The organism is Bradyrhizobium sp. ARR65 (assembly GCF_000472385.1).
Taxonomy (GTDB): Bacteria; Pseudomonadota; Alphaproteobacteria; order Rhizobiales; family Xanthobacteraceae; genus Bradyrhizobium.
Genome location: NZ_AWZU01000059.1, coordinates 1 through 24,476, shown reverse-complemented (window position 1 = coordinate 24,476; position 24,476 = coordinate 1). Strand labels below are relative to the sequence as shown.

Below are 24,476 nucleotides of genomic sequence, written 5' to 3'. Positions count from 1 at the left end.
AATATCGGAGAAACGCCATGCCGACCTATCGCTCCCGGACCACCACCCATGGCCGCAACATGGCCGGGGCTCGCGGCCTGTGGCGCGCCACCGGGATGACGAACGAGGATTTCGGCAAACCGATCATCGCGGTCGCCAACTCCTTCACCCAGTTCGTGCCCGGGCATGTCCATCTGAAGGACCTCGGCCAGCTCGTGGCGCGCGAGATCGAGAAGGCCGGCGGGGTAGCAAAAGAGTTCAACACCATCGCGGTCGACGACGGCATCGCCATGGGCCATGATGGCATGCTCTACAGCCTGCCCTCGCGCGAGCTGATCGCCGACAGCGTCGAATACATGGTCAATGCGCATTGCGCGGACGCGCTGGTCTGCATCTCCAATTGCGACAAGATCACGCCCGGCATGCTGATGGCGGCGCTCCGCCTCAACATCCCCACCGTGTTCGTCTCCGGGGGACCAATGGAGTCGGGCAAGGTCAACCTCAAGGGCAAGATCAAATCGGTCGACCTGATCGATGCGATGGTGGCGGCCGCCGACGAGCATGTCAGCGACAGTGAGGTCGAGGTGATGGAGCGCTCGGCATGCCCGACCTGCGGCTCCTGTTCGGGCATGTTCACCGCCAATTCGATGAACTGCCTCACCGAGGCGCTGGGCCTCTCGCTGCCGGGCAACGGCTCGGTGCTCGCAACCCATGCCGACCGCAAGGGCCTGTTCATCGAGGCCGGTCATCTCATCGTCGACCTCGCGCGGCGCTATTACGAGCAGGACGATGAAAGCGTCCTGCCGCGCAGCATCGCGAACGCTAGGGCCTTCGAGAACGCCATGAGCCTCGACATCGCCATGGGTGGCTCGACCAACACCGTGCTGCATCTTTTGGCCGCAGCTTATGAGGGCGAGGTACCCTTCACCATGAAGGATATCGACCGCCTCTCGCGGAAAGTGCCGGTGCTCTGCAAGGTCGCCCCCTCGGTGGCAGACGTGCACCTGGAAGACGTGCACCGCGCCGGCGGCGTGATGGCGATCCTGGGCGAGCTCGACCGCGCCGGCCTCATTCACTCCGACCTTCCAAGCGTTCACTCAGCGACGCTCGCGTCCGCGCTCGAGCGCTGGGACATTCGCCGCACCAAGAGCGACAGCGTGCGGAATTTCTATAAGGCAGCACCCGGCGGCGTGCCGACGCAAACGGCCTTCAGCCAGGACCGCCGGTTCGACGAGCTCGACCTCGATCGCAGCACGGGTTGCATCCGCGATATCGAGCACGCCTATTCTCGCGATGGCGGCCTTGCGGTGTTGTACGGCAACTTGGCGATCGATGGCTGCATCGTAAAGACCGCCGGCGTCGATGCCAGCATCCTGAAGTTCTCAGGACCCGCCCGTGTGCTGGAAAGCCAGGATGCCGCGGTCGAGGCGATCCTGACCAACAAGATCAAGCCTGGCGATGTCGTGGTGATCACCTATGAGGGACCGCGCGGCGGTCCCGGCATGCAGGAAATGCTTTATCCGACCAGCTACCTGAAATCGAAGGGGCTCGGCAAAGCCTGCGCGCTGATCACCGATGGCCGCTTCTCGGGCGGCACCTCGGGCCTGTCGATCGGCCACGTTTCGCCGGAAGCCGCCGAAGGCGGCCTCATCGGCCTGGTGCAGGACGGCGACCGGATCGAGATCGACATCCCCGCGCGCTCCATCCATCTCGCCGTGGATGAAGCAGAGCTGGTGCAGCGCCGCGTGGCGATGGAGGCCAGGGGCGACAAGGCCTGGAAACCTGCGAAGCGGACTCGCAGGGTGTCGACTGCTCTCAAGGCGTATGCCGCGCTCGCGACCAGCGCCGCGCGCGGCGCAGTGCGGGTGGTGAAGGATTAGGGTGGTTATCGCGCGTTCCAAACTATCACCGTCACCCCTGAGGCGCCTCCGAGGATGACGGTTCAGATAGCTGCGAGCGTCGGTTCACACCCCCGCCATCGCCCTCTCGATCGCCTCAAGCGCCGCGCTCGCCTTGGCCCCATCCGGGCCGCCGGCCTGTGCCATGTCCGGGCGGCCGCCGCCGCCCTTGCCGCCGAGCGCTTCGGAAGCGATGCGCACCAGGTCGACCGCGTTGTAGCGCGCGGTGAGATCGGGCGTGACGCCGACCACGACGCCGGCCTTGCCGTCGCCGGTGACACCGACGATGGCGACCACGCCGGAGCCGAGCTGCTTCTTGCCGTCGTCCGCGAGGCTCTTGAGATCCTTCATCTCAATCCCTTCGACCGCGCGCGCCATGAGCTTGACGTTGCCGACCTCGCGCACGGCTCCCGCAGCACCATTGCCGGAAGCGCCGCCGCCCATGGCGAGCTTCTTGCGCGCATCCGACAAGTCGCGCTCGAGCTTCTTGCGCTCATCGAGGAGCGCGGCAATGCGCGCCGGCACGTCCTCGACCGTCGTACGCAACTCGGCGGCCGCGGTCTTGGCGAGGCCCATCACGTCGTTGGCGTGCTTGCGCGCGCCGCGCCCGGTCAGCGCCTCGATGCGGCGGACGCCGGAGGACACCGCGCTTTCGCTCGTCACTGAGATCAGGCCGATATCGCCGGTGCGGCGGACATGAGTGCCGCCGCAGAGCTCGACCGACCACCCAAGCGCGTTCTCGCCGTGCTCGCGCGATCCCTTACCCATCGACACCACGCGCACCTCATCACCATACTTCTCGCCGAACAGCGCGCGGGCGCCGGCCTCACGGGCCTCGTCCAGCGCCATCAGGCGCGTGGTGACCTCGTCGTTCTCCAGCACCACCTCGTTGGCGATGTCTTCGACACGCGCCAGCTCTTCCGGAGTGATCGGCTTGGGATGCGCGAAATCGAAGCGCAGGCGGTCGGGCGCGACCAGCGAACCGCGCTGGGCGATGTGATCGCCGAGCACCTGCCGGAGCGCCTCGTGCAACAGATGCGTCGCCGAATGGTTGCGTCGGATCGCCGTACGTCGCGCATGGTCGACATCCAGCTGCAGCGCGGTGCCGAGCTTCAGCGTGCCCTGCTCCACCGTGCCCAGATGCACGAAGAGGTCGCCGGCCTTCTTCTGCGTGTCGGTGACGCGGAATTTCGCGCCTTCACCGAGCATCACGCCAGTATCGCCAACCTGGCCGCCGGATTCCGCATAAAACGGCGTCTGGTTCAAAACGATCGCACCGCTCTCGCCGGCTTTCAGGCTTTCGACCTCCTGGCCGTCCTTGACCAGCGCCGCGACCACGCCTTCCGCAGCCTCGGTTTCATAGCCCAGGAACTCGGTCGCGCCCAGCTTCTCACGCAGCGGAAACCACACGCTCTCGGTCGCGGCCTCGCCCGAGCCAGCCCAGGCCGCACGCGCCTTCTCGCGCTGGCGATCCATGGCGTCCGTGAAGGCCGCCACATCGACGCCGATGCCGCGCGACTTCAGCGCGTCCTGCGTCAGATCGAGCGGGAAGCCGTAGGTGTCGTACAGCGTGAACGCGGTGTCGCCGTCGAACATGTCGCCCTTCTTCAGGGCCGCGCTCTTCTCATCCAGGATGGCAAGGCCGCGCTCCAAGGTTTTGCGGAAACGGGTCTCTTCCAGCCGCAGGGTCTCCTCGATCAAATTCTCCGCACGCACCAGCTCGGGGTAGGCCTGGCCCATCTCGCGCACCAGCGCCCAGACCAGGCGATGCATCAAGGGCTCCTGCACGCCCAAAAGCTGCGCGTGGCGCATGGCGCGGCGCATGATCCGGCGCAATACATAGCCGCGGCCTTCGTTGGACGGCAGCACGCCGTCGGCGATCAGGAAGGAGGACGCGCGCAGGTGATCGGCGATCACGCGCAGGGACGCCTTGTGCGGGCCGTTCGGGTTGGCGCCGGTCAGATCGGAGATGGCGCGGATCAGCGAGACGAAGAGATCGATGTCGTAATTGTCGTGCTTGCCCTGGAGCACCGCTGCGACGCGCTCGAGCCCAGCCCCGGTGTCGATCGAGGGCTTGGGCAGCGGCACGCGCTTGCCGTCCTCGAACTGCTCGAACTGCATGAACACGAGATTCCAGATCTCGATGTAGCGGTCGCCATCGGCCTCCGGCGAGCCGGGCGGGCCGCCCCAGACCTTGTCGCCGTGGTCATAGAAGATTTCCGAGCAGGGCCCGCACGGGCCAGTATCGCCCATCTGCCAGAAATTGTCGGAACCCGCGATGCGGATGATGCGCGACTCCGGCAGGCCCGAGATCTTCTTCCAGAGGCCGAACGCCTCATCGTCCTCGATATAGACGGTCGCCCACAGCTTGTCCTTCGGCAGACCGAACTCCGTCGTCACCAGCTTCCAGGCAAGCTCGATCGCGCGATCCTTGAAGTAATCGCCGAACGAGAAATTGCCGAGCATCTCGAAAAAGGTGTGATGCCGCGCGGTATAGCCGACGTTGTCGAGGTCGTTGTGCTTGCCGCCGGCGCGCACGCATTTCTGCGAGGTGGTGGCGCGCGAGTAGGGCCGCTTCTCGACGCCCGTGAAGACGTTCTTGAACTGCACCATGCCGGCGTTCGTGAACATCAGGGTCGGGTCGTTGCGCGGCACGAGCGGCGACGACGGCACGATCTCATGGCCGTTTTGGGCAAAGAAGTTCAGAAAAGTCGACCTGATGTCGTTGACGCCTGTCATATTCATCCAATCGGAAAGCTGGCCGTACCCACAAAATTAATGGTTTTCCGGCGCAACGCTTTTAGACAAGGGCAGCCGCGCTGTCCAGAAACTGTGCAGGCGGATCATGGACTTGCCGCGAAAGCGTAAAGTTCGTTGATAGATGCTGCGCCGCGTTGACAGCCTGGTACAGGTCGTGTTTCCCTCCTATCTATTCAAGACAGCCATGTCGGGAGAGACCGGCTTTGATGCCGGCGCCGAAGGAGCAACCGCCCCGGAAACTCTCAGGCAAAAGGACCGTGTGGCTTTGACAGCATCTGGAAAGAGACGCCGAGGGCTCTTGGCCTGAAGCGTCCGCCGACGGGATAATACTCTCAGGCAAAGCGACAGATGGGGCTCAAAGGGTTGTCGGGGATGGTCCCCGGGAACCACGGAGGGCCTCCTGATGCTTGCGCGTGATGACATCCCCCTAAAACGCACTCGCCTCCATGCCCTTCATGTGTCGCTCGGCGCCAAGATGGTGCCGTTCGCGGGCTACGAGATGCCCGTGCAATATGCAGCCGGGGTTTTGAAGGAACACCTCCATACAAGGCAAAAGGCCGGGCTGTTCGACGTGTCCCATATGGGCCAGATCGCGCTGCGCGCGAAATCGGGCCGGGTTGAAGATGCGGCGCTGGCGCTCGAGCGGCTGGTGCCGCAGGATCTTTTGGCGCTCGCCGCCGGCCGCCAGCGCTATGCGCAATTCACCAACGAGCAAGGCGGCATTCTCGATGATCTCATGGTTGCCAATTTCGGCGACCACCTCTTCGTGGTGGTGAACGCCGCCTGCAAGGGCGCCGATGAAGCGCATCTGCGCGCGCATGTGTCGGGTTCGTGCCTGGTCGAGCCGCTCGCCGACCGCGCACTGCTGGCCCTGCAAGGACCGAGGGCCGAATCCATATTGGCGAAATTCTGTGCGGAGGCACCGGGCCTACGATTCATGGATGCCGGGCCGCGCAAGGTTGCGGGCCTTGACTGCTTCGTGTCCCGCTCGGGCTATACCGGCGAGGACGGTTTTGAGATTTCGGTCCCGGCGCAACAGGCGGAACAGCTCGCCAAGGCGCTGCTGCAAGATCCTGACGTTCTGCCGATAGGGTTAGGGGCGCGCGACAGCTTGCGGCTCGAGGCCGGGCTTTGCCTCTACGGTCACGACATCGACACCACGACCACGCCGATCGAGGCGGCGCTGGAATGGTCGATGCAGAAGAGCCGCCGCCAAGGCGGCGCACGCGCCGGCGGCTTTTTCGGCGCGGACACGATCCTCAGCCAATTGGCCATTGGCGCCCCACGGCGCCGCATCGGCTTGAAGCCGGAGGGTCGAGCGCCGGTGCGCGAGGGTGCGCTGCTGTTTGCCAATCAAACCGCATCCGAACCGATCGGCACGGTCACTTCGGGCGGCTTTGGCCCCACCCTCAATGCGCCGGTCGCAATGGGCTACGTACCCACGCAGCTTTCGCCCAACGGGACCCAGCTTTTTGCGGAAGTGCGTGGGCAGCGCCTGCCCGTGCGCGTCGCCGCCACACCCTTCGTTCCCAACACCTACAAGCGCTGAAGGACATCACATGACCACGCTGTTCACCTCCGACCACGAATGGCTCCGCATCGAGGGCGATGTCGCAACGGTAGGGATCACCGATTACGCGCAACAGCAGCTCGGCGATGTCGTCTTCGTCGACCTGCCCAAGGCTGGCCGCACGCTGAAGAAGGCGGAGGCCGCCGCAGTCGTCGAGTCCGTGAAAGCCGCCTCCGATGTCTACGCGCCAATCTCGGGCGAGGTGCTTGAAGTGAACGAGGAGCTCAGTTCCGAACCCGCGCTGGTCAATTCCGATGCGGAAGGAAAGGCCTGGTTCTTCAAGATCAAGATTGCCGACAGAAACGAACTCGGCGGCCTGATGGATGAGGCCGCCTACAAGGCGCACACGGCGTGAGAGCATGAAAAAGCCCGTCATGCCCCGCGCATGCGGGGCATCCAGTAACCACAGACAGCAGCGGTCGAACCGAGACGTCTCGGCGTACTGGATCGTCGGCATTCGCGGACGACGACACCGAATTTGGAGATCGAACGAGGCACCCCATGAACGCGCCCTTTAAACCGACCAGCGAAGCCGCAGTCACTTTCGTGCGCCGGCACATCGGCCCGTCGCCGCGCGATATCGAGGCGATGCTTCAGACCGTCGGCGCAAGCAGCCTGTCCGCGCTGATGGCGGAGACGCTGCCCGGCTCGATTCGGCAGAAGGCGCCGCTCGATCTCGGTCGCGCCTTGAGCGAAACCGAGGCGCTTTCGCATATGCGCGAGCTCGCCACGCAGAACCAGGTGTTCAACTCGCTGATCGGCCAGGGCTATTCCGGCACCATTTTGCCCGCGGTGATCCAGCGCAACATCCTGGAGAACCCGGCCTGGTACACGGCCTACACGCCCTATCAGCCCGAGATCAGCCAGGGCCGGCTGGAGGCGCTGTTCAATTTCCAGACCATGATCTCTGACCTCACCGGGCTCGATGTCGCCAATGCCTCGCTGCTGGATGAGGCGACCGCTGTCGCCGAGGCGATGGCGCTCGCCGAGCGGGCATCGCAGGCGAAGACAAAGGCATTCTTCGTTGATCATGAAGTGCACCCGCAGACGCTGGCGGTGCTCCGTACCCGGGCCGAGCCGTTGGGGTGGAATCTGATCGTCGGCGATCCCGCGACCGATCTCGCAGGCGCCGATGTATTCGGCGGCGTGCTGCAATATCCGGGTACGTCAGGCGCAGTGCGCGATCTGCGCCCCGCGATCGCGGCGCTGCGCGTCAAGGGCGCGCTGGCGATCGTTTCGGCCGACCTGCTCGCGTTGACCCTGCTCGCCTCCCCCGGCGAGCTCGGCGCCGACATCGCGGTCGGCTCGGCGCAGCGCTTCGGCGTCCCGGTGGGATATGGCGGGCCGCACGCGGCCTATATGGCGGTGCGCGATGCGCTGAAGCGTTCGCTGCCCGGCCGCATCGTCGGCTTGAGCGTGGATTCGCGCGGTGCGCCGGCCTATCGGCTGGCGCTACAGACCCGCGAGCAGCACATTCGCCGCGAGAAGGCGACCTCCAACATCTGCACCGCGCAGGTGCTGCTCGCGGTGATCGCTTCAATGTATGCGGTCTATCACGGCCCGGAAGGGCTCGCCGCGATTGCACGCAACGTGCATCGCCGCGCTTCGGTGCTGGCGGCCGGCCTGCGCAAGCTCGGATTCGCGTCGAGAAGCGAGGCGTTCTTCGATACTCTGACCCTCGAGGTCGGCGCGCAACGCGACCAGATCGTGGCGCGGGCGCTGGCCGAAAAAATCAATCTCGGCATCGGCAGCGAGACCTTGCGCGTCGCGCTGGACGAGACCACGACGCCCGACATCGTCGAGGCGGTGTGGCGCGCGTTCGGCGGCAGCCTGTCTTATGCGGAGGTCGAGGGCAGCGCGCGCGACGCGTTGCCGCTGGAGCTGAAGCGCACGACGCATTTCCTCACCCATCCGGTGTTCCATGCGCATCGCTCGGAGACCGAGATGCTGCGCTACATGCGCAAGCTCGCCGACCGGGACCTCGCGCTGGACCGCGCCATGATCCCGCTCGGCTCCTGCACCATGAAGCTGAACGCGACCACCGAGATGGTGCCGCTGACCTGGCCGGAATTCGCGACGTTGCATCCCTTCGCACCGCGCGAGCAGGCGGCAGGCTATCACGCGCTGTTTGCGCGGCTCGAAAAATGGCTCTGCGACATCACCGGCTATGACGCGATTTCGCTCCAGCCGAACTCCGGCGCGCAGGGCGAATATGCGGGGCTGCTCGCGATCCGCGGCTATCATGCCGCCCGTGGCGAAGGTCATCGCAAGATTTGCCTGATCCCCTCCTCCGCCCACGGCACCAATCCGGCGTCCGCCGCGATGGCGGGCATGGAGGTGGTGGTGGTTGCCTGCGACGCGCGCGGCGATGTCGATGTCGACGATCTGCGCGCCAAGGCGGAGGCGCACGGCGAGAACCTTGCGGCGGTGATGATCACCTACCCCTCGACGCATGGCGTGTTCGAGGAGCACATTCGCGACATCTGCGAGATCGTGCATGCCCATGGCGGCCAGGTCTACCTGGATGGCGCGAATCTGAATGCGCAGGTCGGCCTGTCGCGGCCCGGCGACTATGGTGCCGATGTCAGCCATCTCAACCTGCACAAGACCTTCTGCATTCCCCATGGCGGCGGCGGCCCCGGCATGGGCCCGATCGGCGTGAAGGCGCATCTGGCGCCGTTCCTGCCGGGTGATCCGGCGCCCCTTCATTCGGAACGCGATGGCGAGCAGCCCTACGCAGTCGGGCCGGTCTCGGCCGCGCCCTTCGGCTCGGCGTCGATCCTGACCATCTCCTACATCTACATTTTGCTGATGGGCGGCGAAGGGCTGACGCGCGCCACGGAAGTCGCGATCCTCAACGCGAATTACGTGGCGGCGCGGTTGAATGCGCATTTCCCGGTCCTCTATCGAAATGCGAAAGGCCGCGTCGCGCATGAGTGCATCGTCGATCCGAGGCCGCTGAAGACCTCTTGCGGCGTCACCGTCGATGACATCGCAAAGCGCCTGATCGATTACGGTTTCCACGCCCCGACCATGAGCTTCCCGGTGCCGGGTACGCTGATGATCGAGCCGACCGAATCGGAATCGAAGGCGGAGCTGGATCGTTTTTGTGATGCCATGATCGCGATACGGCAGGAGATCGCGGAGGTCGAGAGCGGCCGCTTCAAGATCGAGGCCTCGCCGCTGCGGCACGCGCCGCACACGGTGCACGACATCGCCGACGACGAGTGGAAGCGCGCCTACAGCCGCGCCGAGGGCTGTTTCCCGGATGGCGTCTCGCGGATGGACAAATATTGGTCGCCGGTCGGGCGCGTCGACAACGTCTATGGCGATCGCAACCTGGTGTGCTCGTGCCCGCCGGTGAGCGATTACGCGCAAGCCGCGGAGTGATCGCCCTGCATCGTCATTTCCGGGGCGCCTCGAAAGAGGCGAACCCGGAACCTCCAAGTTCTTTGACTCAACTCGTGATGTGCGGGCGCCCGTCCACGGCCTGATCGAGGATGACCCGCGCATCCATCAAACGGGAAGAGCTGGTCAGGATTAGCCGGGACGCTTTGGTCTTGCTACCCACTGCTCGTCGCACGATCTTCGCGTCCGCTTTCTTTTGAAAGATCGGCAGCCGGTTTGCGCTTCAGCGCGGATCGCGTGAGAGCGTTTCAGTCAATCCCGGCGGCGGCCGTCCCAAACGTACATGCCCGGCACGGGGGGCGGCCGGGCATGACGCTAACCTTCGCTGATGCGGCTCACGAAGGTCTAAGGCTCTACTCCTCCGCCGGCTCTTCGCCGTCGGCGTCGCGCTCAGGCGTGCCGGCGAGAATCTGCTCGGCGATCAGGCCGGAGTTTTGCCGGATGGCGGTTTCGATTTTGGTGGTGATGTCTGGATTGGATTTCAAGAACGATTTGGCATTCTCCCGTCCTTGGCCAAGCCGCTGGCTGTCATAGGAGAACCAAGCGCCGGATTTTTCGACAATGCCGGCCTTGACCCCGAGATCCAAAATCTCGCCCATCTTGGAGACACCCTCGCCATACATGATGTCGAATTCGACCTGCTTGAACGGCGGCGCCAGCTTGTTCTTCACCACCTTCACGCGCGTGGTGTTGCCGACCACCTCATCGCGCTCCTTGATCGAGCCGATGCGGCGGATGTCGAGGCGGACGGAGGCATAGAATTTCAGCGCGTTGCCGCCGGTGGTGGTCTCGGGCGAGCCGTACATCACGCCGATCTTCATCCGGATCTGGTTGATGAAGATCACCATGGTGTTGGACTTGTTGATCGAGGCAGTGAGCTTGCGCAGCGCCTGGCTCATCAGGCGTGCCTGCAGGCCTGGCAACGCCTCGCCCATCTCGCCTTCAAGCTCGGCCCGCGGCACCAGCGCGGCCACCGAATCGACCACCAGCACATCGACCGCGCCGGAGCGCACCAAGGTGTCGCAGATCTCCAGCGCCTGTTCGCCGGTGTCGGGCTGCGAAATCAGGAGTTCGTCGATATTGACGCCCAGCTTGCGCGCATAGACCGGATCGAGCGCATGCTCGGCATCGATGAAGGCGCAAATGCCGCCCTTCTTCTGCGCTTCGGCCACCGTATGCAGCGCGAGTGTCGTCTTGCCCGAAGACTCCGGCCCGTAGATCTCCACGATCCGCCCCTTTGGCAGGCCGCCGACGCCAAGTGCAATGTCGAGCCCGAGCGAGCCGGAAGAGACCGTCTCGACATCCATCGAGCGGTCGTTCTTGCCGAGCTTCATCACCGAGCCCTTGCCGAATTGCCGCTCGATCTGGGAAAGCGCGGCTGATAGCGCTTTGGACTTATCCATGGAAGAACCTTCGACGATACGCAGGGCCGGGACGGTCATCTGTTAACTCCTTATGGCGGGGATTCGCGAGCGGGACAAACGGTTGAAAGAGGCGGCCGACGGTTAAAAACAATGTACACCATTTGTTCCATGTTCGCAATATGTTCTTTTGTGCTGAACGGCCGTGGGCGTCGAAGGCCACCTCGGTGGGCGGCCTGCTTTACACAACTGTCGCATTGCCCTGCTAGCAGCGCCGCACTGGGGCTCAGACGCCCCCAGTACTCGCAAACTCCCCGCCCGATCGGCGGGGTTTTTTGTCGGGTCGGCGGCGGCCTCCGCCTGCATTTCCTTATGGTGGAGCGGAGTTCCTCCGCCCGTTGCCGTCGCGGCGGCTATGAGCGACCCGAGGTCGCCAGCTTTCCCGGCCGAGTGTGAGCTTTTGGACAGACTAGCTGCGACATCTCCGCTTAGCTGTCCCCGTTTCATTTCACCAAATCGTATTGGCGAATCATCCGGTGGACCTCCAGGCCACCGGATTTTCGCGCGTGCGTCCGCTGCCGCTGGGACCGCTCGTGCTTTATGTGCTGGGCAACCGGTGGTGCTAACGGCAGTTCGCAACTCCGATCCCATCCCAAGTCGGCGGGTTGAACGCGTGCTATGATACGTTCTGGGACAGCATTTGCTGTCCCGGGAATTGGGAGAAAGATAGCCATGAAAGCCTCGTTACTGATCGTTGCGGGCCTAGCTGTCGCAGTCTCGTCAATAGCCCCCGCGAATGCAGGAAAGACCTGGAACAACGCCGTCGAAAATAGCAGATGCTCCGGCACGAATTGGCCCATGCTCTCGACGCATCAATGTCACGACCGCACAAGCTACACGAGCTACGTCGAATGTACGAAGAAGACGACGGAGATCGGGTGGAGGTCCTCCGATGCGTGGTGGTGGTGCAGCAATCTAGGCCTCAAGTAAGCTGATCCTTTCATGCGGTGAATAGGCAGAGGCTGCCCTGGTTGGCGGCCTCTTTCGCTGCAACCGTCTGCCGCCGTTTCTCGGCCGAAAAACCCAAGAACCTTTCCCCAGGGAGGAGCAAGGGCCGATGCCGAAACCCCAACGTGGGTGAGGGCTACCCAAATCGGCACGGCTCTTGCTTTGCAGAAACGGCCAGCACCACGGAAGCACTGGTGCAGCGAGGCCGGCCCGGTGCACCCTGTTACCCGGCAAAGGGTGTGCCGGGCGGCCTTCACAGCAGGCCAGGTTTGCCTTGCGGCGCTTTCGCTCCTGGCGATATGGCGGCCTTCGTCTCCCCGATTTGATGAGCGGTTGCGCCCTGTTCCGCTTAAGCTGGGGACATGGACAGGCCCTATACCGCCAGGGAGAAGGCCAGGATAACCGCTGGCGCCCTTGCCTCCCTGATCATCGTCGGATGGATGGTGCTCCTCGCCATCGCAGCCCTCTCCGTGCGCTAGGCGGCGGACCGACCGAAATGCCCTCGGTCGAAGCTGGACGGGCTTAGCCGGTTCCCGGGAACCCAGTTCTCTACGACCAATTGTGAACATTCGCTGCGGAACGGAATCGCGGTTCGCGCGTGATGTCTTTCGACGGGGGTTCTTGTCGGGGAGAGTTGGATTGTGCCTGGAAGACTCTACTTCGCGCGTCAGGCCGCGGCGCTGCTCAGGTTTGCCAAATCCACGTCAAACCCGGAGCTGGCCGCAGCTCTGGTGGAAAGGGCTGCCGCCTACAAGTCGCAGGTCGACGAGAGAGCCTCGGAGGCTCCTGACCCCAGCCCTCACCCGCCGGACGTCGAGGCAATGGAATAGCCATCCCCGCTTTCGTTCGTGCGCTCAGCTTTCATGTCCGCTGCGTCTCCCGGTTAAGCGCCGAAGGGTTCCGCTTGAAGTGTGGACGCATCGCAGTTCCACCCTTGAGGCCGGAATTTGCAAAGCCCGCGATTCCTGGTCTATGGAAAGGAAGCGAGCCGCGCGACGGAAGCTTGGGCAAAGATGGTGGACAGTCTGAAGCGTTCGCTGGAGCAGGTGGAAGCGCCGACCTGTCCAAGCTGCCGCATCCAGATGAAGTGGTATCGGTCCACACTGATCGCGACTGACCCGGTCACCATCACCCATTCGTTCGCCTGTCCCAATTGCGAGCGGATCGCGCAAATCAACTCGGTCGTGAGCGAGGACTCCACGCCTCCGCCACGCAAGCTCTCGGCGCCGAGGATCCAGTGCGCTGCGTAGCGGCGCGTAGCGCGCCGCACCGCGCCCGCGCTCGTACGTCCCCAGCAAGTAAACGGCCTCGGCGTCGGGAGGCCAGTCGCCGAGGCTCTTGTGGGGTTACCGGGCGCTCATACGACAACACCGACACTCTGCGGCTCGCTGCTGCGGTTCCGTCGCTAACTATGGTGCGCGGCCGCTCATCGCCCTTGCAAAAAGTTCAATTCGTAACACGGGAACCAATTTCTCGGTCGCCGCTTGACGCACGAAACCTGGACGGGGGAGCGGCCATTGGAAGCGAGAGAGGTGCCCGTCATCCTGGTCGTGGAAGACGAGCAGGTGATCCAAGGGATGATCGAGGAGACACTGGCCGAAGGAGGCTATGAGGTCGCCATTGCCGCCTCCGGCGAAGAGGCGGTGAAGCTCATTGCCGGCGATCAACACAAGTACCGGGCGCTGGTAACCGACATCAACTTATCGGGCCAAATGGATGGCTGGGAGATCGCGCGCCACGCGCGGGAGCTCCGCGCGGATTTTCCTGTCGTCTATATGAGCGGCAAGGATGCCGACGGCTGGACCTCGAAGGGCGTTCCCAACAGCATCATGCTGAGCAAACCGTTCGCTCCGGCGCAGCTCGTCACGGCGGTGTCCCAACTCCTCAATGCAGGGACAGGTCCGACTTAAGTCCCGCGCCATCGATCGAAACCTGCAGCTTGATACCCCAACAGCGATGCGGCGCCCAAAAAAGCGGCCCCAGTGTTTGCAGCCGGGGCCGTGAGGGGTTGTTGCCAAAGCGGGGGCAAACCGCACAGTAGCAACATCGATATCGTGCGACGCCTCGCCGGTTCCGTCTCTAACCTATGATGCGGCGGAGATGAGAAAACCCTGAACGCGACGGCCCCAGCTCAGGGGAGAAGCCGGGGCCGCTCTTGCGGGGGTGTATCTAAGGGACGATACGGCAAGCTAACGGCGCCGACCGGCAATCGTTCCCGCGCCTCCCTCCCCTTCACCGCGAGCGCCGGCCCTGATCGTATGACCGTAATTTCGGGGTCGGGCTCCCTGGGCGATCTGAGCGTTCACTCGCCTCATTGCCATCCTGTGTGCCGTCATGCTCCCGCAGCAGCCGAACCAGTTCGGCCATGCTCGATCGGTCGGTGCGGTGATCCGCAACATGCGGCGCCATCTCGTCAGGATGGGGGGCCCGCTTCCTGGGGCGCGAAAACAGGTCGATTAGCTTCATCTTTTGCTTTTTGCCGTGTGGGCCAACGGAGAGCGAATCACCGACACTCGCAAGCCAAGCTTGATGGCTGACGTCAGTTCCGACGATTACGCATGTGAATTCTTCGCTCGCGGCCGGACCAACGCGCGACTTCCGCACGGGTTGCGCGAAGTCCCGTGTTTTCAACACGTTCTTCGCATTTCGTCCGTAGTTCTCCGCGCAAGAACAAAGTTCCTCATCGCGAACGAATCGCGGCCCCCACTGATGGCGGTTTCAACTTCATGGGAAGCAGGCCGTCGCTGTCTTGGAACGGTGATACGGCCCGGGCATAATCAACGCATGAAAAAAGGCGATATCATCTGCCCGGAGTGCAAGGCCGGCATCCGCCGGATCGAACTCAATTCGCGCAAGGGACACGCGGGCGAATTCCGCTGTCCGCTGTGCAATTGCTTGCTGGAAATCTCCGACGGCTCTACGGAAATCGCCTACCGCCTGACGGTCGCGCCGGAAAAGCTTTTTGAATAGCGGATGTCGTCGTCCGCTCGCAACAAATCGCGCTCATCAGGAGGGCTGCAAAGCGCAAACTGGAAGCCGGTTTCGCTCGCGACAAGCGCGAAGCATTTGCGAGGATCATGCTCAAAAGCGCGAGATGAGATCATGATCTCATTGCGTCCAATCCATCATGATCCAAGGCTCATTTACGCGACCGCACCGTCCGCCTAAAATCGGCGAAAACTTCCACCATCCCAAGTCAAGTAATGACCGTGCACACGCCCAAGCTTCTGACGTCAGAGGAATTTGCCTCGCTCCTCGAGGTCGCGGTGAGCGCGCCCGACATCAACGTTCCAGCGGCGCATCTGAGCAAACTCGTCGCGCTCGGCTATGTTGCACTGACCGCCAAAGGTCCTCTCGTCACCGGCGACGGACTGATTCGCATCACCGAAAGCGAGTAGCGACACAACCGCGCACCTGAATAAGGATCGAATTACCGCGAGCCGTAGTCTTCCGGAATTGAACCTCCCGCCTTTTGCGCCTCCATTAGCGGCATGCGTCTGCGCTCACCCTTTGAAGGGGTGGAGCGGTATTTTGTTCGTTGGTTCTAGCATGCCGCTCTATTTTTTTCGCATCCGTAACGGTCGCTATTCCGGCGCCTCGGAAATCGGCAGCGAATGCGCCGATCGCGACGCGGCCTGGAAAGAGCTGACGAATGTCTGCGCCGATATCGCCAGCGGCCTCTCCCGCAAGCTCCAGGAAAACTCGGAGTGGCAGATGGAGATGCTGGACGAGCAGAAGCAGCCGATCTTCCGCATTCGCATCGTGGCCGAAACGCTCGACGGGGCGTAGCCCGAGCAAGCGCCGCGGTGCCGAACTGGTGCGGCCTTTCCTCTAGTCTAGTCCGCGCTGCGCAGCCGCCGCATGGTGAATTCGATATCGCCGCCCGGCAGCTCACGCCAGCTTTCCACCGCGCTCATATAGCCTGCCTTGGGGTACCGGGTGAGAAAGTCGCGCGCCTTCACCCTCGCCTTCTCACGCGGTAGCGTGAAGGTTTCGCGCACGTAGCCGTCATCCGGCTTCCGCCGGCCGGCCATCCGAGTGGCGAGATCGCGCGGCGAAGTGGCCATGCCGCAACTCCGGTACAGATACGACCGGATTAATATAGGTCCTGGTCCGCGCCAGGTGGAGTCCGCGGAAGGTTGGAAAACGCTCGGTTGGCCGCACGCCGTCAGTTGGCGCTGCTGCCGGTTCTGGCCCTCTTCGCCGTCGTCTTGGTGGACGGCGCGGCCGCCGTGCTCTTGGGCGTGTCGCTGCGCACAGTGCCCCAGGGATCGTTCGAGGTCTTGGCGTCAGGGATCTTCTTTAACGATTCCTTATAAGCCTTGTCCCGCTCCTGCTCGGCTTCCCTCTCCTCCGGCGTCTTGCTTTGGGTCTCCGGAATCAAGTTGATATTGGGCATCTGCGCATGGACCGGCCGCGCGAGGAACACAGTGACCGGCGCTCCGAGCAGAGCGAGCGCCGCGGCGACGCGAGCAAGTTTCATCGAAGGCTCCCCTGTTTTTGCTGCCCTATATCATCGCAGGCGCGGCGCAGCCAAGCGCGTCAAAGGTGGTCTGATCTGCAGGATTTCGGTCCCTGGATCCAATCGTCCCAGATCGGACCGCATTTGGTGCAACCGCTCAGCATGAGGCCGACCGTGATCACGCCAAGAACCAGGATCCACCGCCGCAGCATCGAAGACCACTCCCCATTGATCCATCATAGGGTTCCAACTCGGGCATTTTCAAGCCGCCCGGGGTTCCCTTCCACACGGCCAACCTTAAAGTCATGTAATGAAAAAGGCGGCTCATCGGGGAGGATCTTTCGTCCATGCAGCAACAACAGACGAGCGCCAGCTTCGGCGTCGACGAAGCAAGGCGCGTTCTCACCGACGTATTTGCGCCCTGGGTACAGGACCTCGGCCTGTCGGTCGAAGCGCTCGATCATGAGCCGCCGAAGGACGCAGCCAGCGACTGGCAGCCCGGTGCGATCCTGCGCATGGCCTTTTCCGAGCGGCTGTGTCGGCATGGCGGCGTGGTCTGCGGCCAGGCGCTGATGGCGCTTGCCGACACCGCGATGGTGATCGCAATCCTTGCGGCCAATCGCGGCTATCGGCCGATGACCACGGTAGACCAGACCACGCATTTCATGCGCGCGGTCGCCTCCTCCGACGTCCTTGCGGACGCACGTGTCGTGCGGCTCGGCCGCACCATGAGCTTCGGCCGCGTAACGCTTCTCAGCGCCGCCGACAACAAGCAGGTAGCGATGGTCTCGAGCGCTTTTGCGATGCTGTGAAGCGAAAGCCGCGCCGTCGTGGTTAATCAATCTTGAATCGATACGCCATCGCCAAATGCTCAATCTTTAGCTGTCTGCAATTTGTTCAAACTAAAGTCCCGCACTTCAGAATTGACGAGCCATGAGCAAAGGCCATGAGCGAGAGCTTTATCGAGAAACGCACGCATGCGAGGCACCGCGTGCTCAAGGGCGGACGGCTTGCGTTTGACGGCGGCGGCGGCATCGACTGCATGGTGCGCAACATCTCACCGACCGGCGCACGCCTGGATGTCGCAAGTCCGATTGGCCTGCCTGAGCAGTTCACGCTTCTGATCGAGGTCGACCAGTTCAAGCGCCATTGCCACTCGGTCTGGAGTCACGACAGGCAGATCGGCGTCGCGTTCGACTAAACCCCGCCTTCGCAGCTTGCGCCACGTCGCCGCCGCGATCAGCCCGACGAGCAGCAGCGCGGCGATGACGCTCGCAAACAGCCGTCCGCCCGGACGGTCGATGGTGCGCGACCACAGCGAAGGGGTCTCGCCTGCTCGCGCAAGCCGAAACGCGACGACGCTGTCGCCGATCGTGGTGCCGGCCTCCGAATGCCCACCGGCCGCGATCACGACATATTGCTCGCCCTTCCAGAGATAGGTCATGGGGTTGGCGACGCCGGGCACCGGCAGCCGTCCTTGCCATAGCTCGCTGCCGGATTGGGCATCGAACGCGCGCAGATAAGCGTCCGCCGCGCCAGTGAAGACAAGCCCACCGGCGGTGATCGCAACGCCGCTCAACAGCGGCGTCCCCCAGTTGAAGGCAAGCCCAAGCGGCGCACGGTCTTCGGTGGTGCCGACGCGCGAGCGCCAGAGGATGCTGCCGCCGTTCAGATCGACGGCGACCAGCGCGCCCCAGGGCGGCCGATTGCAGAGCAGTCCGAGCCGAGAGGTTGCCAGCATGCGCGTCAGAGCAAACGGCGCGCCACGCTGCGGTCCGAAATCCTGCCCAGGCGGCGGGTGGTAGCCTTCCGCTTGCGCGCGCGGGATCAGCTTGATGATGTGCACGGCGTAGCTGGTGTTGGCATAGAGGATCTGGTTGACCGGATCGAAGGCCGCCCCGCCCCAATTCACGCCCCCACCGGTCATTGGAAACTCCAGCGTGCCTTGCGTTGAGGGCGGCGTATAGAGCCCATCATTGCGCAAGCTCGCGAGCTGCGCATTGCAGGACGGGCTGCCGACCGGTGGAAAATTCAAGATGTCGTCGGGTGCGAAGCGCTGTGGCATCAGCGGCGGGACGTGGGTCGGAAACGGCTGCGTCGGCGACAGCACCTCGCCCTCCGCGCCGCCCTGCGGCACGGCGCGCTCCTCGACTGGCCAGACCGGTTGACCGGTGTCGCGGTCGAGCACGAACACAAAGCCCTGCTTGGTCGGCTGGATCACGACGTCGCGCAGACCCGCGCCGGTGTCGATGCGCGCAAGGGTCGGCTGCGCCGGCACGTCGTAGTCCCAGACATCGTGATGCACGGTCTGGAACGACCACACCAGTTCGCCGGTCTCGCTTTTAAGCGCGACCACCGAATTTGCGTGCGCGTTGTTGCCGGGCCGCTTGCCGCCCCAGAAATCCGGACTCGCCGAGCCCGTCGGCAGGAACACCAGGCCGCGCTCATCATCCGCAGACATCGGCGCCCAGACATTGGCGTGTCCGGCTTCGATGCCGTCATGCACTAACGGGTCCCAGCTCCAGCGCGGTCGCCCCGTACGTGCATCGAAGGCGCGCACCGTACCAGGTGGCCCATCGACGCGGACATTGTCCGCAATCGAGGAGCCGACCACGACCACGCCGCGGCTCACCACTGGCGCCGAGGTTATCTGGAATTCGCCCGGCCATTGCAACTTGATGCCGGCGTCGATCCTGATCTCGCCGTTCTCGCCGAAGCCGGCGCAAGCGGTGCCCGTTTTGGCATCCAATGCGACAAGGCGGGCGTCATTGGTGCCCATGAAAACCCGGCTGCGGCAGGCTAGGCCTTCTTCGGCAAGTTGATCCACCCAGTAAGCGACACCGCGGCAGGCGTAGCGATTGGCCGGCCGCTGCGCGGTCGAGATCTTCGGATCGTAGCGCCATTTCTGCGCACCGGTGCCGGGATCAAGCGCGATCACCTCGTTGAAGGGGGTGCAGAAGATCAGGCTATCTTCGACGAACAGCGGCGTTGCCTCGAACTTGCTGCGCGCCATCACCGCAGGCAACCGGCTCACAAGATCAGCGGTGTGGAATTCCCACGCGCGCACCAGATTATTCACATTGGCCGGCGTGATCTGCGCAAGTTTCGAGAACCGCGATCCGCCGGCATCGCCGCCCCAATACTCCCAAGCCGGTGCAGGTGCGGGCCTCGAACAGGCAAGCAGGACGAGTGCCAGCAATATCCGAACCTGGCCGTTTCGCGCGATGCGGGAAAACTTGCGCAATGCTCCCGCCCGCAAGACGCGAAATAGCGTCAGCATGCCCCAACCCGACCCGCTATTTCTTATCGGAGCTCGCAGGACGCGTCATGCCCCACGGATCGTACTTCCCCTTGGGGTCGGGAATTCGATCAAGCGCGGCCTTGTAGGCTTTCTCATCGACTTGGGGTTTCTTCGGTTCGGACCCGCTGTCATTGCCTTGATGCCGCCTGCCGCCGCCTCCGCCCATCTGCGCCTGGGCCGGCAGCGCGAGCATCGCCAGGATTGCGGCCACCGCCATCATGCATTTCATCACATGTTCTCCCCTGTCGTCGCCCGCAGGCAAGCTACAGCGTGGGATCGCGGCGACAAAGTGCCGCACGAACTTAATTCGAGGCCTTCTATCCGCACGGTGATCAGCAATTGTTGATCGGGGACGACCAGACCAGTGGAGTTCCAATGCCACGTTTTCTCGGCATAACTCCAGGCGATGGGGTGGTACAGGTTTATTCAACTGGGGATAATCGGCGGCGCGGTGCTTGCGCTCGCAGGCTGCGGCATTGCCGACAGCCGCTCGCCGGTCCCGGCATTCATGCGTGCGAAGGAGGCGGACCCGCCGCCCCCCGAACCGCCGCCGAATGTCAAACAGCTCGTCCACGACAAACTGGATTCGGTGTTCGTCAGCACTTCCTATCCGCAGAACGTGCGAGTTTCGGCGCCGCTGCATGGTCCGCGCGGACCCGGCTGGACCGCCTGCGTCAGAGCCGACGTCAATTCGGCGACCGGCAAGCCGATCGGCACCGAGACCTACCGCATCACCATCAGGGATGGTGAAATCGTCGACCGGCGTCGCGTCGACGACAACGACAATTGCGTCTCCGAGGACTACCAGCCGATCTAGCTCCCTCACGTGCGGAACCGGTGCACGAAAAGCACGCGGGAACTGCACGTTTTCGGAACGAAATGCGAGCCGCGATTTTGTCACGCGAGGGCAGCGTCAAGGAGGAGACAACTATGAAGGCATTTGCAGTTGCATTGCTGGCGGGCGTCGGTGCTCTTTCCGCCGGCAGCGCGAAGGCGACGGACCTGTTTGGAAGCAGCGGCTACAGCAATCCCGACCCCGTGCAGCAGGTTCGGCTGGTCTGTGACGACATGGGACGCTGCTATCGCACCCGCGGCCACGCCTATTCGTCGTATGACTATGGGCCGCGTTACCGCTACGAACGCCGTTACTACCGCGAAGAACCGCGCGCTGGCATCGGCGTCTATGGACCCGGCGGAGTGGGCGTCGGCGTGGGCGTTAGTCCCTATTAGACGTAAGTTCGGCCGCACGCGAGAGGACCCGCTGATCCCGGTCAGCGGGTTTCTTTTGGTCGTGCAGGCGCGATGCGTTTCAGGCGCCAACAAGCGCCTTCTCCTCGCATTTTTCAAAGGCCGCGATCGCGTTCGCGGCATACATGAGCGATGGGCCGCCGCCATCTAGAGGCTCATGCCGAGCACCTCTTCCACCTCCCAGCGCGTCGCGCCGAGCCGGACCAGCGCCTCGCTATGAAAGCCAATACCGCCGTCGCCGCCTGCGGCAACGCCGAAAAAGCCTGCATGGTATCAGGGATGTCCTTGCGCGGCCTCTTCAGATCGCCAGAAATGCGTCGGGTCGCCTCGGCGTAGGTCTTTTCCATATCATCCATATGAGCCTTCCGGTTTGATCTTGATGGTCAGGTCTCAAGAGGATCTGCGGGCGCGACAAGGCGTGACAGCCGAGGCAGGATGCTGAGCAGCCGTGCGAGCCCCATCCCGAGCAGCATCGCCGCCACGAAAATGAACGCTGCGCGCGAACCGAAGCCGAGCGCCGTGAAGGCCGGGCCCGGACAGAAGCCCACAAGTCCCCAGCCGATACCAAAGATGGCTGGACCAACGACGATGCGCAGATCGAGTTCGCGTTTGGTCGGCAGGAAGAATCGTTCGGCGAAAATCGGCCGCGACCTCGAGAGCACCGCGCGAAAGCCGACATAGGTAACGACCACTGCACCGGCCATCACAAAGGCCAGGCTCGGATCCCAGGTGCCTGCGGGGATGGCGCCGAAATCAAGAAAATTGAGCACCTTGGCGGGATTTGACATGCCGGATGCGACCAGGCCCAGTCCAAAGACCAGACCGATTCCAAACTGCAGGAAGGCAGCCATCATCATCAGCTCCAATGCCGCATGACGAACACCGTCGCCGCGCCTGTCACCATGAAAGTCATGGTCGCGACCATCGAGCGGATGGAGAGCCGCGCAACACCGCAGACGCCATGACCCGAGGTGCAGCCGCTTCCCCACACCGAGCCAAAGCCCACGAGGAAGCCCGCGATCACCAGCAGCGGAAGGCCGGCCGCGATGGTCTGCTCGGGTAGTTCTCCGCGCGCGAACAGCACCAGCAGGGGCGCTGCGACGAGTCCGGCGACGAAGGCGAACCGTCCGGCAAATTCCTTGTCCTCATATGGCGGCAACAGCCGCGCCGCGATGCCGCTGACGCCGGCAATACGTCCGGTGAGCGCCATCAGCATGACTGCTGAAAGGCCGATCAAGACGCCTCCAATGAGCGAGGCGACGGGCGTGAAGGCGGTAACGGCACCGGTATGAGCCATAGAAGACCTCGTCCCTGCTACTTGTTTCGTATTTTCGAATGTACTGATGTATCTCCATCACGAAGCGCAAGTCCCGAAAAGACATTCTGGCCGATTTGGCGGGCTGGAGGCAAAGGCCGAAGAGGTCTCGCAGCTCCTCACCGCCATGGCCAATGCCAAGCGATTGCTGGTCCTCTGCAACCTGCTCGACACCGAAAAATCCGTCGGCGAACTCGCCGAAATCGTGGACCTCTCGTCAGCGGCGCTTTCCCAGCACCTCTCCAAGATGCGGGCGCAAAGGCTGGTCGCGACCCGGCGCGACGGCCAAACCATCTACTATCAGCTCGCGAGCCCTGAGGTCCGCGAGCTCCTGCAGACGCTTTACCGATTGTATTGCGAACCCCGATAGTCCAGACACCTCGGTCACGTGGTGTTGTTTCAAATTGTCGTTGGGCCGCCTGCATTGCGCTAGCGCCAAGGCCAGCTTCCGGCGCGGATGGGCCCAAGGTCCATGGCGGCCGGCTGCAGCGTAGGTAACCCGTTAACATTACCGTTCAAATTGCGCGCGCACACCAACCCTATTTTCCAGTCTTTCCGCTAATTCTTGGCGCGGCTGCCGTTTGGGAAACGGCATCGCTACCCCCCTGCAAAGCGGAAACGGGATGTGGCCGAGATGACCGATACAGCGATGGTCCGCCGCGCATCGACGAGGGATGCCGCGACGTCGCGCGCGCTCGCCGAAGCCGCCCCCACTGTCGCTACCGCCCTTACTTCGCTCACCGCGATCGACGCAGAGCGTTGGAGCGAGTTGAGCCACCAGGCGATCGAGCCGAACGGCTACTACCTGCCCGACTGGGAGCTTGCGGTGAACGCCTCTGCGCCCGGCCGGACCGGCGTCTCGGCACTCGCCGCTTGGGGAAATGGCTCACCGCCGCGGTTGATCGGTCTGATGCCGGTGGTTTCGCTGTGGCGCGCTTTCAAGATCCCACTGCCTGCCCTCGTCAGCGCGCATCCCTACGGAACACTGTGCACGCCCTTGCTCGATCGCGATGCCGCCGCACAAGGGGCGGCCGCCCTGCTGCAGGCCGCGCGGCAGGCCGGCGCCCGCGCGCTGATCCTGCGCGAAGTCTCGCTCGAGGGCGCCGCGATGAACGTGCTCACCGAAACCTGCCTGCGCGACGGTCTGCGTCCGCACGTGCTGCAATCGCATCGGCGTGCTTGCCTTGACGCGACGCGCGATGCGAATGCCCTGCTGCGCGAGGCACTCGGCGGCAAGAAACTCAAGGAGTTGCGACGGCAGCGGCATCGGCTGGAGCAGCACGGCCCCGTGCGTTTCGAAGTCGCCCGCTCCCGCGAAAACATCGCTGCGACGATCGAGGTTTTCCTGAGACTGGAAGCGAGCGGCTGGAAGGGCCAGCGCGGGACCGCACTGATACAGGTTCCGGGCGACGCCGCCTTCATCCGCCGCGCCACGCTGGCGCTTGCGGATAAGCGTCAATGCGAGATCGTCGCTCTTCGCGCGGGCGAGATGCCGGTGGCCGCCGGCATCGTGCTGCGGCATCAAGGCCGCGCGTTCTTTTTCAAGATTGGTGTCGACGAGCGCTTCGCGAAATTTTCCCCGGGCGTGCAGCTCACGCTCGAGCTGACGCGCCATCTCTGCGAGGATCCGGACATCGCGAGCGCGGATTCTACCGCGAGCCCCGATCATCCCATGATCAACCCGATCTGGCGCGGCCGGTTTGCCATTGGCGATATCTTGATTCCGCTGCGGCGAAACGATCCGCTGGTCGCGACGATCCATGCGGCGCTGGTGCTGCGGCAGACCGCGCGCGGTATGGCGCGGCAAGGCCTTCGCCGCTTACGCAGTCAGCCGTAAATTCGATCGTCATGCCCGGGCTTGGCCCACGGCTGTCCGGTTTAAATTTGGTGGACAGGGCGCATGGCGTGGATTCTTCTGCGGTCTTGAGCATCGCCAAATGTTCGAGACACGGAGAGNAAGTCCCGCCATGCGCCACCACAATACAGTATTTCACGGCATTCTGAACCTTGTGCCGTGGCGCGTGCTGGACCGACTTGTGGAGAGATTTCAGGCCAACAAGCGGGTGCGGCGGCTCAGCACGCAAAATCAGTTTGTGGCGATGCTCTATGCACAGCTTTCGGATGCACAGAGCCTGCGCGCCATCGAAGCCTCTCTTGAGAGCCATG

Annotated in this window: 24 protein-coding genes, 2 pseudogenes and 1 riboswitch; of the genes and pseudogenes, 17 read left to right on the top strand and 9 right to left on the bottom strand. The window is 63.5% G+C overall.

Annotation, left to right across the window (positions count from 1 at the left end; translation table 11 throughout):
* The first annotated feature begins 17 nt into the window (after positions 1–17).
* The gene (gene ilvD, locus F758_RS0137455) at positions 18–1,859 is read left to right on the top strand and encodes a dihydroxy-acid dehydratase (RefSeq protein WP_024512648.1); all 1,842 of its coding nucleotides are present in this window, start codon (positions 18–20) and stop codon (positions 1,857–1,859) included.
* 84 nt (positions 1,860–1,943) lie between these two features.
* Here the strand turns inward: ilvD and alaS are convergent, their stop codons facing one another.
* Entirely contained in the window at positions 1,944–4,616 is a 2,673-nt protein-coding gene (gene alaS / locus F758_RS0137450) for an alanine--tRNA ligase (RefSeq protein WP_024512647.1), read from the bottom strand.
* 198 nt (positions 4,617–4,814) lie between these two features.
* A riboswitch (glycine riboswitch) is annotated at positions 4,815–4,905 on the top strand.
* 135 nt (positions 4,906–5,040) lie between these two features.
* Here alaS and gcvT point away from each other — a divergent pair.
* The 3 genes from gcvT to gcvP all read left to right on the top strand — a co-directional run bounded on the left by gcvT (position 5,041) and on the right by gcvP (position 9,597).
* Entirely contained in the window at positions 5,041–6,186 is a 1,146-nt protein-coding gene (gcvT, locus tag F758_RS0137445) for a glycine cleavage system aminomethyltransferase GcvT (RefSeq protein WP_024512646.1), read from the top strand.
* A gap of 10 nt (positions 6,187–6,196) precedes the next feature.
* Positions 6,197–6,562 (top strand): glycine cleavage system protein GcvH, encoded by a 366-nt coding sequence (gene gcvH, locus F758_RS0137440; RefSeq protein ID WP_024512645.1) that lies wholly within the window; start codon positions 6,197–6,199, stop codon positions 6,560–6,562.
* 146 nt (positions 6,563–6,708) lie between these two features.
* On the top strand, positions 6,709–9,597 hold the full coding sequence (gene gcvP, locus F758_RS0137435; RefSeq protein ID WP_024512644.1) for an aminomethyl-transferring glycine dehydrogenase: 2,889 nt from the start codon (positions 6,709–6,711) through the stop codon (positions 9,595–9,597).
* A 371-nt stretch (positions 9,598–9,968) separates the two neighbouring features.
* On the opposite strand, the gene recA is transcribed toward gcvP, so the two are convergent.
* On the bottom strand, positions 9,969–11,057 hold the full coding sequence (gene recA / locus F758_RS0137430) for a recombinase RecA (RefSeq protein WP_024512643.1): 1,089 nt from the start codon (positions 11,055–11,057) through the stop codon (positions 9,969–9,971).
* A gap of 1,568 nt (positions 11,058–12,625) precedes the next feature.
* On the opposite strand from recA, the gene F758_RS0137415 reads away from it, so the two are divergent.
* The 6 genes from F758_RS0137415 to F758_RS0137385 all read left to right on the top strand — a co-directional run bounded on the left by F758_RS0137415 (position 12,626) and on the right by F758_RS0137385 (position 15,773).
* Positions 12,626–12,814 (top strand): hypothetical protein, encoded by a 189-nt coding sequence (locus F758_RS0137415; RefSeq protein WP_024512641.1) that lies wholly within the window; start codon positions 12,626–12,628, stop codon positions 12,812–12,814.
* A gap of 183 nt (positions 12,815–12,997) precedes the next feature.
* Complete coding sequence (locus F758_RS45490) at positions 12,998–13,234, top strand: hypothetical protein (protein ID WP_035724496.1); 237 nt, start codon at positions 12,998–13,000, stop codon at positions 13,232–13,234.
* Between the two features lie 267 nt (positions 13,235–13,501).
* Positions 13,502–13,894 carry a response regulator transcription factor gene (locus F758_RS0137405; RefSeq protein WP_157450351.1) on the top strand — a complete coding sequence of 131 codons (393 nt, stop codon included), beginning with the start codon at positions 13,502–13,504 and terminating at the stop codon, positions 13,892–13,894.
* A gap of 799 nt (positions 13,895–14,693) precedes the next feature.
* Positions 14,694–14,954: a hypothetical protein gene (locus tag F758_RS0137395; protein ID WP_245286709.1), complete on the top strand. Its 261-nt coding sequence runs from the start codon at positions 14,694–14,696 to the stop codon at positions 14,952–14,954.
* 233 nt (positions 14,955–15,187) lie between these two features.
* Complete coding sequence (locus tag F758_RS0137390; RefSeq protein ID WP_024512637.1) at positions 15,188–15,382, top strand: hypothetical protein; 195 nt, start codon at positions 15,188–15,190, stop codon at positions 15,380–15,382.
* Positions 15,383–15,533: 151 nt separating this feature from the next.
* On the top strand, positions 15,534–15,773 hold the full coding sequence (locus tag F758_RS0137385) for a DUF6894 family protein (protein ID WP_024512636.1): 240 nt from the start codon (positions 15,534–15,536) through the stop codon (positions 15,771–15,773).
* A gap of 47 nt (positions 15,774–15,820) precedes the next feature.
* Here the strand turns inward: F758_RS0137385 and F758_RS0137380 are convergent, their stop codons facing one another.
* Both F758_RS0137380 and F758_RS0137375 read right to left on the bottom strand, forming a co-directional pair.
* The gene (locus tag F758_RS0137380; RefSeq protein ID WP_024512635.1) at positions 15,821–16,051 is read right to left on the bottom strand and encodes a hypothetical protein; all 231 of its coding nucleotides are present in this window, start codon (positions 16,049–16,051) and stop codon (positions 15,821–15,823) included.
* Between the two features lie 101 nt (positions 16,052–16,152).
* The gene (locus F758_RS0137375) at positions 16,153–16,467 is read right to left on the bottom strand and encodes a hypothetical protein (protein ID WP_024512634.1); all 315 of its coding nucleotides are present in this window, start codon (positions 16,465–16,467) and stop codon (positions 16,153–16,155) included.
* A 326-nt stretch (positions 16,468–16,793) separates the two neighbouring features.
* Between F758_RS0137375 and F758_RS0137370 the strand changes: the two genes are divergently transcribed.
* The gene (locus F758_RS0137370; RefSeq protein WP_024512633.1) at positions 16,794–17,258 is read left to right on the top strand and encodes a PaaI family thioesterase; all 465 of its coding nucleotides are present in this window, start codon (positions 16,794–16,796) and stop codon (positions 17,256–17,258) included.
* A 134-nt stretch (positions 17,259–17,392) separates the two neighbouring features.
* Positions 17,393–17,581, top strand: a pseudogene (locus F758_RS53065) (PilZ domain-containing protein); the annotation flags it as partial.
* On the opposite strand, the gene F758_RS0137365 reads toward F758_RS53065, so the two are convergent.
* Positions 17,504–19,726, bottom strand: coding sequence for a pyrroloquinoline quinone-dependent dehydrogenase (locus tag F758_RS0137365; RefSeq protein ID WP_084305993.1), 2,223 nt, complete (start codon positions 19,724–19,726; stop codon positions 17,504–17,506). The pseudogene F758_RS53065 and the gene F758_RS0137365 overlap by 78 nt on opposite strands.
* A gap of 16 nt (positions 19,727–19,742) precedes the next feature.
* Positions 19,743–19,976 carry a hypothetical protein gene (locus F758_RS45485; RefSeq protein WP_035724480.1) on the bottom strand — a complete coding sequence of 78 codons (234 nt, stop codon included), beginning with the start codon at positions 19,974–19,976 and terminating at the stop codon, positions 19,743–19,745.
* A 222-nt stretch (positions 19,977–20,198) separates the two neighbouring features.
* Between F758_RS45485 and F758_RS0137355 the strand changes: the two genes are divergently transcribed.
* Both F758_RS0137355 and F758_RS0137350 read left to right on the top strand, forming a co-directional pair.
* Complete coding sequence (locus F758_RS0137355; RefSeq protein ID WP_349543849.1) at positions 20,199–20,564, top strand: hypothetical protein; 366 nt, start codon at positions 20,199–20,201, stop codon at positions 20,562–20,564.
* Positions 20,565–20,677: 113 nt separating this feature from the next.
* A complete protein-coding gene (locus tag F758_RS0137350; RefSeq protein ID WP_024512630.1) occupies positions 20,678–20,977 on the top strand; it encodes a hypothetical protein in 300 nt (99 codons plus the stop codon).
* A 79-nt stretch (positions 20,978–21,056) separates the two neighbouring features.
* Here the strand turns inward: F758_RS0137350 and F758_RS52375 are convergent.
* The 3 genes and pseudogenes from F758_RS52375 to F758_RS0137335 all read right to left on the bottom strand — a co-directional run bounded on the left by F758_RS52375 (position 21,057) and on the right by F758_RS0137335 (position 22,292).
* Positions 21,057–21,342: pseudogene (locus F758_RS52375) on the bottom strand (carboxymuconolactone decarboxylase family protein).
* Between the two features lie 36 nt (positions 21,343–21,378).
* Positions 21,379–21,846: a DUF6691 family protein gene (locus F758_RS0137340; protein WP_024512628.1), complete on the bottom strand. Its 468-nt coding sequence runs from the start codon at positions 21,844–21,846 to the stop codon at positions 21,379–21,381.
* Positions 21,847–21,851: 5 nt separating this feature from the next.
* On the bottom strand, positions 21,852–22,292 hold the full coding sequence (locus F758_RS0137335) for a YeeE/YedE family protein (protein WP_024512627.1): 441 nt from the start codon (positions 22,290–22,292) through the stop codon (positions 21,852–21,854).
* A gap of 46 nt (positions 22,293–22,338) precedes the next feature.
* Between F758_RS0137335 and F758_RS0137330 the strand changes: the two genes are divergently transcribed.
* The 3 genes from F758_RS0137330 to F758_RS51210 all read left to right on the top strand — a co-directional run.
* Positions 22,339–22,680 carry an ArsR/SmtB family transcription factor gene (locus tag F758_RS0137330; protein ID WP_024512626.1) on the top strand — a complete coding sequence of 114 codons (342 nt, stop codon included), beginning with the start codon at positions 22,339–22,341 and terminating at the stop codon, positions 22,678–22,680.
* A 255-nt stretch (positions 22,681–22,935) separates the two neighbouring features.
* Positions 22,936–24,147, top strand: coding sequence for a GNAT family N-acetyltransferase (locus F758_RS0137325; RefSeq protein ID WP_024512625.1), 1,212 nt, complete (start codon positions 22,936–22,938; stop codon positions 24,145–24,147).
* Between the two features lie 130 nt (positions 24,148–24,277).
* Positions 24,278–24,476, top strand: a 199-nt coding sequence (locus F758_RS51210; protein WP_035724477.1) for a DUF4372 domain-containing protein, incomplete at its 3' end; no start/stop codon positions are given.